We start from the raw sequence: 9,956 nt of genomic DNA, 5'->3' as shown, positions 1-9,956 counted from the left end.
CACGCGGCGCGCGGAGAGCTCGAAACGCGCGACGAGATCATCACGACCATCCAGTCCCATCCGTGCAATCCGGCGACCGCCGCAACAGCCGGTTTCAAGCTCATCACGCTGGCGCTGGAGGAGGACGGTTATCCGTCGGTCGAAGCGCTGAGGTCGGTGGTATCGAATCGCACGGCTGCGTTGATGGTCAACAATCCCGACGACATGGGCATCTACAACCCGCACATCAAGGAATGGGTTCGAATCGTGCATGAAGCGGGCGGCCTGTGTTTTTACGACCACGCCAATTTCAACGGCGTGATGAGCCGGATCCGCGCCCGCGAGCTGGGTTTCGATGCCTGCATGTTCATGCTGCACAAGACCTTCGGCGGTCCCAAGGGCGGCGGCGGTCCGGCGGTCGGCGCGTACGGTTGCACCGAAGCGCTTGCGCCTTATCTGCCGGGCCCGCTGGTCGTGCGCCGTGACCATGCCTGCACGCTCGAACCGGGCGCGGACCTGAGCATCGGGCGGGTGCGGGAATTCCTCGGCAACGTACAGACGGTCGTGAAGGCCTACGCGTGGATTCGCGCGATGGGCGCAGAGGGCATCGCCACGGCGGCGGATCTGTCGGTGCTCGCAAACAACTACATGACGCAAGCGCTCACGAAGATTCGCGGCGTGACGTGCTCGCATCCGCACATCGGCGCTTGGCGCATGGAGATGACGCGCTTCAGCCTCGAAACCATGGAGCGGGACACCGGCGTCAGCGTGTTCGATGTCCAGAACCGCATGGTGGATTTCGGCATCGATGCATTCTGGCTCGCGCACGAACCGTGGCTCGTGCCGCAGCCGTTCACGCCGGAAGCGGGAGAAATGTGGTCGAAGGAGGATATCGATACATGGATTGCCGTGCTGCAGCGCATCTCCTACGAAGCGTATTCGACGCCGGATATCGTCCGTACTGCGCCGCATAACCATCCGGCCGGACGTATCGATACCGAACCGCTGGAAGATCCGTCGCGTTGGGCCATGACCTGGCGCGCGCACCTGAAAAAGCGCGCGCACGACTGATCACCGTGAGCATCTCCGCTGCCCGTGAGCGGCGGAGATGCTGGAGCGTCAGCCCTTCCAGTGCCCTTCTGCCTTGAGCTCGGCGAACACAGTGTCCACCGAGATCTTCGCGCGCTTCACCATCTCGACGATCTCTTCTTCCGAGATGACGAACGGCGGCGAGAACGCGATCGAATCGCCGTCCGGCAAACCTCGCGTGATCAACCCGTTCGCAAGCGCTGCCTTTGCGACCCGCACGCCCACTTTCAACGCAGGATCGAAGCGCTTCGCCGGATTTCGCTCGGCAACAAACTCGACCGCGCCGATCAGCCCGAAGCCGCGCACGTCGCCCACTGCCGGATGGTTTGCAAACGCCTCCCGCAAGTGCTTGTGCATTACTTCGCCGCGCGCGCCGGCTTGCGCGACCAGGTTTTCATCTTCGATAAGCTTTAGGTTCGCAAGTGCCGCCGCCGCCGCGACCGGATGGCCGCTGTACGTGAAGCCGTGGCCGAACACGCCGAGCTTGTCGCTGCCGGCCCGGATGCCCTGCCACACTTTCTCCGACACCAGGCTCGCCGACAAAGGCACGTACGCCGATGTCACCCCCTTCGCAACCGTGATCAGGTCGGGCTTCATGCCCATTGCCTCGGTGCCGAACATCGTGCCCAGACGGCCAAAGCCACAGATCACTTCGTCGGCGATCAGCAGGATGTCGTATTTGTCGAGGATCTTCTGGATGGCCGGATAGTAGCCGGCCGGCGGCACGATCACGCCGCCTGCGCCCATCACCGGCTCCATGATCATGGCGCCGACCGTTTCGGGACCTTCGGCAAGGATCAGTTGCTCCAGGTCGTTCGCGAGTTTTGCGACAAACTCGGCGTCGCTCTGACCCGGCTCGGCTTCCCACAGCCTATGCGGTGCGGTGGTGTGCTTGATGAAAGACAGCGGCAAGTCGAAGCCATTATGCAGTCCGGGCAAGCCGGTCATGCCCGCCGTCACGACGGTCACGCCGTGATAACCACGCCTGCGCGCGATGATCTTTTTCTTGAGCGGCAGGCCCCGGGCGTTGTTGTAATACCAGACGAGCTTGACCTGGGTATCGTTCGCGTCCGAACCCGAATTGCCGAAGAAAACCTTGGACATGGGTACCGGCGACATCTCGATCAGCTTCTGCGAGAGCAGGATCGGGAGGTCCGTCGACATCGATGCGAACGTATGGTAGTACGGCAGCTTCAGCGCCTGCGCATGCATGGCGTCGGCGATTTCCCGGCGTCCGTAGCCAATGTTGACGCACCACAATCCCGCCATTGAATCGATGTAACGCGCCCCGCGATTGTCCTCCAGCCACACGCCCTCGCCTTTCACCATCACGAGCGGCCCGTTGCGCTCGTGATCGCTCAGCGCCGTGAATGGATGGAAGAAGAACTGCCGGTCCAGATCGTTGAGATCGGGCGCTTGGCCCGCGACGGGGAAACTCATGAACATTCTCCAGGTTGGCAACGCATTTGCGGTGCTTCAATGACGGCACCGGACGCACATTTGTGCGCATTGCGTCATTTTGGGCGATATGAGAACATAAATCAACGAATCGAAAATGTCTCGAAGCCCAAACAGGAGAAAATCAACTATGCTGCAACTCAACGACCCGACCCTTCTCAAGCAGGCGCTGTTTTTAAACGGCGAGTGGATTGCCAACACAGACAAGGGTTTTATCGATGTTAACAATCCTGCGACCGGCGCGCTGGTGGGGAAAGTCCCGAAAGCCAGCCGTGAGATGACCGCAACGGCAATTGAAAAAGCGCATCATGCACTGCCCGCGTGGAGCGCACGCCCTGCGGCACAACGTTCGCAAATAATTAAACGCTGGTTCGATCTGATCGTCACTCACGTGGACGATCTGGCGCGGATTCTCACTGCAGAGCAAGGCAAGCCGCTCGCAGAGGCGCGCGGTGAGATTCTTTACGGCGCCGCATTCTTCGAGTGGTACGCCGAGGACGCGAAGCGCCTGCACGGCGAAGTGCTGCAGGCACCGGTTGCCGGACGCCGCATGCTCGTGCTGCGCCAGCCGATCGGCGTATGCGCGGCGATCACGCCCTGGAATTTCCCGATGGCGATGATCCCCCGCAAAGCCGCACCCGCACTCGCGGCCGGCTGCACGATGGTGCTCAAACCCGCGAGCGCAACGCCTTTTTCCGCGCTCGCACTGGCCGAACTCGCGCAACGCGCCGGGTTGCCGGCTGGCGTGTTCAGCGTGATGACGGGCGCGGCGTCGGAAGTGGGTGACGAACTCGCCACGCATCCGCTCGTGCGCAAGCTTACCTTCACGGGTTCCACGGAAGTCGGCCGGTCCCTGATGCAAAAGGCGTCGGGCACGATCAAGAAGGTCGCGATGGAACTAGGCGGCAACGCGCCGCTGATCGTCTTCGACGACGCCGACATAGACGTCGCGGTGGCCGGCACGATTGCATCGAAGTTTCGCAACATGGGCCAGACGTGCGTGTGCGCGAACCGGATCTACGTGCAGTCGGGCATTCACGACCGGTATGTGGAAGCGCTCGCGAAGGCCGTGAATGCGCTGAAGGTAGGCGACGGTTTCGCCGACGGCGTGACCCAGGGGCCGCTGATCGATGACCAGGCAGTGGCCAAGGTCGAGGAACACATCAGCGATGCGCTGGCGCAAGGCGCCAAGGTCGTGGCTGGCGGCAAACGCCATGCGCTCGGGCGGTCCTTCTTCGAGCCCACGGTTCTGACCGACGTCACCCAGTCGATGAAGATCGCCATCGAGGAAACTTTTGGGCCCGTCGCGCCGGTGTTCTGCTTCGACTCGGAAGCCGAAGCCGTTGCCGCTGCCAACAACACTGAATTTGGTCTCGCCGCCTACTTTTTCACGCGTGACAATGCGCGGGTCTGGCGGGTCAGCGAGGCGCTGGAATGCGGGATCGTGGGAGTCAATACCGGCGCTACATCGTTTGAGGGCGCGCCCTTTGGCGGGGTCAAGGCATCGGGCGTCGGGCGCGAAGGATCAAAGCACGGCATTGAAGAGTTCACTGAACTCAAATATGTGTGCATCGCGGAAATCTGCTGATAAACTTTGCAAGTTGCAGGTTTTGTGCGCCATGCGCCCACTGCGCTCATGTAAAAGGAAAACATATGGCCGCGTACGAGACGGCCCTGGAGGACGACGACGAAGTACGCGATCGCGACTACGTCGGCTCGTTTGCACGGGGCCTTGAAGTCATCAAAGTGTTCAACCGGCACACGCCGCGGCGCACCCTTAGCGAGGTGGCCGAGGCAAGCGGCATGACACGCGCCACGGTACGGCGGTTTCTCCTGACGCTCGTGCGTGAAGGTTATGCCGAAACCGACGGCAAGTACTTCAACCTCAAGCCCAAGATCCTGGAGATCGGTTTTTCGGCGTTATCGTCCATGAACATCTGGGACATCGCGCAACCGATCATGAACGCGCTCTCCGCGAACGTGCAGGAGTCGTGTTTCGCCGCGGTCCTGGATGGCGATTCCGTGATCTACGTGGCGCGGGCTGCTTCGAACCGGATCATGAACGTAGGCATTTCCATCGGCAGTCGCACGCCCGCGCATTGCGTGTCGACCGGGCGCGTCCTGCTGGCGGCGCTGCCGGATGTCGAATTTCACCATTATCTGGAAAGCGCGAAGCTGCAGAAATTCACGCCCAATACGGTGACCTCGAAGGTCAAGCTTCGAGAGCTGGTGGAGGAAACGCGCTTGCGCGGATGGTCGATCGTGGACCAGGAACTCGAGATCAGCCTGCGCTCGATTTCAGTGCCCATTCGCGACCGCGACGGCAAGGTGGTCGCCGCGCTGAATGTCTGCTGTCCCGCTGAGCGAGTCACGCCGCAAGATATCAGTTCGAGGATTCTGTCGGCCATGCTGGAAGCGTCGAAAGATATTACGCGAGCGTTACAGGCCTGATTCGCCCGGCTTGCGACTTCTTGAAACGGCACGCATTGCGTGCCGTTTTTTTTGCGCTTCCGCCGAATCACTGTCAAGCTTTAATGACACGTTGTTTACATGGCGAACTTTTGTGCGCTAATATCGATGCGCCGTCGCGAGACGTAACCATCGGAGCCATCGTTCATGCAGTTGTCATTGAAGGGCAAGGTCGTAGTGGTCACGGGAGGCGGACGCGGTCTGGGTCACGCCATCGCCTCGATGTTCGCCGGTCAGGGCGCGGTCGGCGTCGTGGCCGACCTGCCCTCGCCGGCGCGCCTGGAGCCGCCGCCCGGCATGATCGCCATCGACTGCGACGTCAGTTCCGAAGCGAGTGTCAGCGCCTGCGTGGCGGCGACGCTCGAGCGTTTCGGCAAGATCGATATCGTGATCGCGAACGCCGGCATCGTGCCCGGCTGGCGCGCCACTGAGGACCTCGATTTCGACGAATGGGACCGCGTGATGGCGGTCAATGCACGCGGCGCCGCACTCACGATCGCCAAGACGGCGCCCGCGCTGGGCGAGACGCAAGGCGCGATTGTCGTGATGGCATCGATCAATGCGTATGCCGCTCATGGCCGCCAGATGCTCTACACCGCATCCAAGCACGCCGTGCTCGGCATTGTCCGCTCCGCCGCGCGCGATCTCGGCCCGCAAGGCGTGCGGGTCAACGCGCTCGCGCCGGGTCCCATTGCAACTGACGCGCTGCTCGAGCGCATCCGGCATCGCGCAAGCGCGGGTGGTGTGCCCGCTGATACCGCCCTGCACGACCTAGCGAACGGCAACGCGCTGCGCCGTCTTGCAAGCACGGACGAAGTTGCGAAAGCCGCGCTGTTCCTCGCATCGGATCTGGCCAGCGGCATCACCGGTGTGCTGCTTCCCGTCGATGCCGGCCTGCAATAACCCTTCCTCCTCTCAAGCCAAATCAGCCATGTTCAGTCTGGAAAACAAGACGGTGCTCGTCACGGGTGCGTCGAAAGGAATTGGTGCGGCGATCGCTGCTGCGCTCGGCGAAGCCGGCGCGCACGTCATTGCGCATTACGGTCAGGATCGGGCAGGCGCCGAACACGCGCTGGCCAGCGTGCCCGCCTCCCGCAAGCATTTCGTGCAGGCCGACCTGAAGGACCTGACAGCCGTGGAAGCCATGTGGGATGCGGCCCAGGCGTGGCGCGGGCGGATCGATGTCTATGTGAACAACGCGGCCATCATGCTATGGCATGGAGGCTTTGAGGCCGATGACACCACGTGGGACGCCGTCTGGGACGAGACGCTCGCCGTCAACGTGCTTGCGCCCGCGCGCCTGATCCGGCGCGCCGTCAAGCACTTCCTCGCCCAGCGTGGCGGCGTGCTCGTCACCATCTCGAGCTGGGCTGCCCAGCGCGGCGTGACCAATCCCGACACGATTGCCTACGCAGCATCAAAAGCCGCCGTGCGTTCGATGACTCAGACGGTCGCCCGCGCGCACGCACGCGACGGCGTGCTGGCTTACATCGTGGCGCCCGGCGTCGTGCGCACGCAGATGTCCGAAGCGTTCGCTGCGACGCAAGGCGGCGAGGACCGGATCACCGCCACCCTCGCGATGGGCGAATGGGTGCCGCCCGACGACATCGGCAGCCTGGTGGCGTTTCTTGCAAGCGGCAAGGTACGGCACCTGAGCGGAGCGACGCTGGATGTGAACGGCGCCAGCTACGTGCGATGAAACACCAAATGGCGTTTAATTTGAGAACATAAGTGCGCCTCGCGCACATTTTCTTTGACATCGTTTTTTGATGAAGCGACAATTTTTGCTCGGACTGACGATCAAGCCGCGCCAACCCGGTTCCCCCCTTTGCCCTTTCTGGAGAGTTCGCAATGCTTAGAGCAGTATTCCTCGTGCTGGCAGCGGTTCTCGCGACGGTGACCTCGCAAGTCACCGAAGCCCGCACGCTCGATCAGGTCATCAAGAGCGGCACCATTCGCATTGGCGTGAACCCGAACTTTCCGCCCATGAGCTCGTACAACGCGACCAATCAACTGGCCGGTTTCGATATCGACGTGGGCAACAAGATCGCCAGCGCGCTGAACATCAAGGCCGAGTTCGTGCCCACAGAAGCCGCGCAACGCGTGCCGTTCCTCGTGTCCGACCGCATCGACATCTCGCTGGGTGCGTTGACGCGTTCCGCCGAGCGCGCACAGTTGATCGATTTCACCGTGCCGCTGCACACCGAGTCGATGTCCGTGCTGACCACCGACAAGCTCAAGGCCGCAAAGTGGACGGACCTGAATTCGCCTTCGGTGACCCTGGTCGACATGCGCGGCAACTGGTCGGTCGATTACGTGAAGGACAAGCTGCCGAAAGCGAAGATGCTGCTGGTTGAATCGATTGCGGATACCGTTCGCGCCGTCGCACAGGGACGTGGCGATGCGATCGTCGAGAACATCGACTTCTTCCAGAACTTCACGAAGAACTATCCGAACATCAAGTGGCGCACGCTGAACGATCCGATCTTCGTCAACTACGACAGCATCGGCGTTTCGAAGGGCAACTCCACATTGAAGGACTACCTGAACGTATTGCTGTACGACATGCATTCGTCGGGCTTCGTCAATGACACGTGGCAGAAGGCGTATGGCACGCCGATGCAAAAGCCGATCGTCGCCAACCCTTACTTCTGAGCCTTACCCGGACGCTCGTTTCTGATGCGCCCGGCACTCCATGACTTCGCGTGCCTGATCGGGCACGTCGTCATTTGATGCGGACGGCCATGACTTACACCCTTCAATACGCCGATGTGCTGCGCCAGTTGCCATATCTCGCGGCCGGCGCGGTGCTGACGCTCGAGATCGCGTTCATCTCGTTCTGGCTTGGTTGCACGATCGGCCTGGCCGGTGCGCTCGGCAAGCTGCATGGCGGCGGCATTGTGCGGCGGCTGGTCGGCACTTATGTTGTTCTGCTGACCAATACGCCCGCGCTCGTCCAGATCTTCTTCCTCTTCTACGCGCTGCCTGACGCCGGCATCACGCTCTCGCCGATGACCGCTGTGCTGATCGGCCTGACCCTCAACTCAGGCGCCTATCTCACCGATATCCTGCGCTCAGGCATCAGCTCGGTACGCACCTCGGAGATGGAGACAGCCGAGACGCTCGGCATGTCGCACCTGCAGATGCTGCGCTACGTGATCCTGCCGCATGTGGCGAAGACCATCTACGCGCCGTTATGTAACTTCTTTGTCTGGCTGGTGCTGGGCAGCTCGATCGGTGCGATCTTCGGCGTTGAAGAACTCACGGGCCGCGCAATCAATATCTCCAGCGCCAACATGCGCACCATCGAAACCTTTTCGGTCGTGGCCGCCATGTACGTAGCGCTCACCTTCGTTGCGTCGATCGCGCTCGCGTTGACCGGACGCTACGCCTTTCGCGTCAAAGCGAGGATCTTCTGATGCTCGAACAGATCATTGCGCAGTTTCCTACGTTCTTTACCCGCTTCACCTTCGAGTTCCTGCTCGAAGCCATGGGCCGCACGCTTGCGATGACCGCCCTCGGTTGCGGCGTCGGCATTGTGCTTGGTACGGTGATCGCGGTGACGCGCATCACCAAGGCCCGTGTGCTCGCGCCCGTGCGCTTCGTGCTGACCGTGCTCGTGGAGGTGTTTCGCCGCATCCCGTTCCTGGTCAACCTGTTCATCGTGATGTTCGCGCTGCAGGGCTTCGGCTCGGACATCTCGTTGTTCACCATCGCAACCGTGTCGATCTGCATCGTGGCGACCGCGTTTTTGTCCGAGGTGATCCGCGCCGGACTTGAATCGGTGCCGCGCCAGCAGATCGAGGCCGCCGAGGTGATGAATTTCGGCTTCGCGCGCACGCTGTTCCTGGTGTTGCTGCCGCAATCATGGAAAGTGATCTTGCCGCCCGCGTTCGCGTTCATGGTGATGTTCATCAAGGACACGTCGCTGGCGTCGCAAATGGGTGTTGTCGAGCTGACGTTCACGGGCAAGGTCCTGATGAACCGCGGCTTCTCGCCCTTCCTGGTGTATGGCGCCGTGCTGGCCGCCTATTTCATCCTGTCTTACCCGCTCAGCCGTCTGGGTGCTCATCTGGAGAATCGCCTTGCCACACCTCGCAGTCGAAAAACTCTCAAGCGCGTACGCTCAGCAACAGGTTCTGCGCGACATCACACTCTCGGTTGAACGGGGCGAAGTGATCAGCCTGATCGGCCCTTCCGGATCGGGTAAGAGCACGCTGTTGCGCACGCTGGTAGGCCTGATGCCGCCGACCGCCGGGCGCGTCGTGCTCGACGATGAACCGCTCGACTATTCATCGCGCAAAAGCGTGCGCGCCGCACGCGACAAGATGGCGATCGTGTTCCAGCAGTACAACCTGTTCCAGAACATGGACGTGCTGGGGAACGTGACCATCTCGCCCATCAAGATCAAGAAGCGGCCGCGCGATCAGGTCGAGACCGAGGCGAAGGAATTGCTGCGCCGTGTCGGACTCGCGGAAAAGCACAAGAGTTATCCCGATGAACTCTCGGGCGGGCAGCAACAGCGCGTGGCTATCGCAAGAGCGCTGGCGCTCAAGCCCGAACTTCTCCTGCTCGATGAAATCACCGCCGCGCTCGATCCCGAGCTCGTGAACGAAGTGCTCGATACCGTGCGAACGCTCGCCGGCGAGGGCATCACCATGCTGCTGGTGTCGCACGAGATGTCGTTCGTGCGCGAGGTATCCACGCGCGTGGTGATGATGGACAAGGGACAGGTTGTCGAGATCGGTACGCCGGACAAAATTTTCGGCAACGCGAGCGAAGCCCGGACACGGGACTTCGTCGGCAAGATCCTGCGGCACCACTGACTCGCGCTGTCAGACGCTCGCCAGCAGGAACGGCGAGAGATCCACGTCGAGCGGTGCGGGCTTGCCCTGCACCAGACTCGCGATGATCTGCGCCACCGCCGGCCCGGCGGTGAAGCCCATCCACGGGAAGAAGTT

The 9,956-nt window shown here is 61.7% G+C and carries 10 protein-coding genes; 9 read left to right on the top strand and 1 reads right to left on the bottom strand.

Annotation, left to right across the window (positions count from 1 at the left end):
- Positions 1 to 1,050, top strand: a 1,050-nt coding sequence (locus ACFFAR_RS15020; RefSeq protein WP_375508065.1) for an aminotransferase class V-fold PLP-dependent enzyme, incomplete at its 5' end; no start/stop codon positions are given.
- A gap of 48 nt (positions 1,051 to 1,098) precedes the next feature.
- Here ACFFAR_RS15020 and ACFFAR_RS15015 read toward each other — a convergent pair.
- Entirely contained in the window at positions 1,099 to 2,508 is a 1,410-nt protein-coding gene (locus ACFFAR_RS15015) for an aminotransferase (protein WP_375508064.1), read from the bottom strand.
- 148 nt (positions 2,509 to 2,656) lie between these two features.
- Here ACFFAR_RS15015 and ACFFAR_RS15010 point away from each other — a divergent pair, with 148 nt between their 5' ends.
- From ACFFAR_RS15010 to ACFFAR_RS14975, 8 genes are all read left to right on the top strand, one after another.
- The gene (locus tag ACFFAR_RS15010) at positions 2,657 to 4,114 is read left to right on the top strand and encodes a succinate-semialdehyde dehydrogenase (protein ID WP_174362867.1); all 1,458 of its coding nucleotides are present in this window, start codon (positions 2,657 to 2,659) and stop codon (positions 4,112 to 4,114) included.
- Positions 4,115 to 4,179: 65 nt separating this feature from the next.
- Positions 4,180 to 4,977 (top strand): IclR family transcriptional regulator C-terminal domain-containing protein, encoded by a 798-nt coding sequence (locus ACFFAR_RS15005; protein WP_075360287.1) that lies wholly within the window; start codon positions 4,180 to 4,182, stop codon positions 4,975 to 4,977.
- Positions 4,978 to 5,142: 165 nt separating this feature from the next.
- Entirely contained in the window at positions 5,143 to 5,898 is a 756-nt protein-coding gene (locus ACFFAR_RS15000) for an SDR family oxidoreductase (RefSeq protein ID WP_174362868.1), read from the top strand.
- A 28-nt stretch (positions 5,899 to 5,926) separates the two neighbouring features.
- A complete protein-coding gene (locus ACFFAR_RS14995) occupies positions 5,927 to 6,694 on the top strand; it encodes an SDR family oxidoreductase (RefSeq protein ID WP_174362869.1) in 768 nt (255 codons plus the stop codon).
- A gap of 152 nt (positions 6,695 to 6,846) precedes the next feature.
- Positions 6,847 to 7,650, top strand: a complete 804-nt coding sequence (locus ACFFAR_RS14990; protein WP_075360284.1) for a transporter substrate-binding domain-containing protein — start codon at positions 6,847 to 6,849, stop codon at positions 7,648 to 7,650.
- A gap of 89 nt (positions 7,651 to 7,739) precedes the next feature.
- Positions 7,740 to 8,414: an amino acid ABC transporter permease gene (locus ACFFAR_RS14985; protein ID WP_075360283.1), complete on the top strand. Its 675-nt coding sequence runs from the start codon at positions 7,740 to 7,742 to the stop codon at positions 8,412 to 8,414.
- Complete coding sequence (locus ACFFAR_RS14980; RefSeq protein WP_075360282.1) at positions 8,414 to 9,160, top strand: amino acid ABC transporter permease; 747 nt, start codon at positions 8,414 to 8,416, stop codon at positions 9,158 to 9,160. Before ACFFAR_RS14985 ends, ACFFAR_RS14980 begins: the two co-directional genes overlap by 1 nt.
- A complete protein-coding gene (locus ACFFAR_RS14975; protein WP_075360281.1) occupies positions 9,081 to 9,821 on the top strand; it encodes an amino acid ABC transporter ATP-binding protein in 741 nt (246 codons plus the stop codon). The genes ACFFAR_RS14980 and ACFFAR_RS14975 overlap by 80 nt, the downstream gene beginning before the upstream one ends.
- Positions 9,822 to 9,956: the final 135 nt, after the last annotated feature.

The organism is uncultured Caballeronia sp., assembly GCF_964243625.1.
Taxonomy (GTDB): Bacteria; Pseudomonadota; Gammaproteobacteria; order Burkholderiales; family Burkholderiaceae; genus Caballeronia.
The sequence above is the reverse complement of the archived record's forward strand: the minus strand, read 5'-3'. Positions and strand labels throughout refer to the sequence as shown.

Bases quoted from the DNA above. Each gene is read 5' to 3' on its own strand.
- ACFFAR_RS15015 (WP_375508064.1), bottom strand. From the start codon at position 2,508: ATGAGTTTCCCCGTCGCGGGCCAAGCGCCCGATCTCAACGATCTGGAC.
- ACFFAR_RS15010 (WP_174362867.1), top strand. From the start codon at position 2,657: ATGCTGCAACTCAACGACCCGACCCTTCTCAAGCAGGCGCTGTTTTTA.
- ACFFAR_RS15005 (WP_075360287.1), top strand. From the start codon at position 4,180: ATGGCCGCGTACGAGACGGCCCTGGAGGACGACGACGAAGTACGCGAT.
- ACFFAR_RS15000 (WP_174362868.1), top strand. From the start codon at position 5,143: ATGCAGTTGTCATTGAAGGGCAAGGTCGTAGTGGTCACGGGAGGCGGA.
- ACFFAR_RS14995 (WP_174362869.1), top strand. From the start codon at position 5,927: ATGTTCAGTCTGGAAAACAAGACGGTGCTCGTCACGGGTGCGTCGAAA.
- ACFFAR_RS14990 (WP_075360284.1), top strand. From the start codon at position 6,847: ATGCTTAGAGCAGTATTCCTCGTGCTGGCAGCGGTTCTCGCGACGGTG.
- ACFFAR_RS14985 (WP_075360283.1), top strand. From the start codon at position 7,740: ATGACTTACACCCTTCAATACGCCGATGTGCTGCGCCAGTTGCCATAT.
- ACFFAR_RS14980 (WP_075360282.1), top strand. From the start codon at position 8,414: ATGCTCGAACAGATCATTGCGCAGTTTCCTACGTTCTTTACCCGCTTC.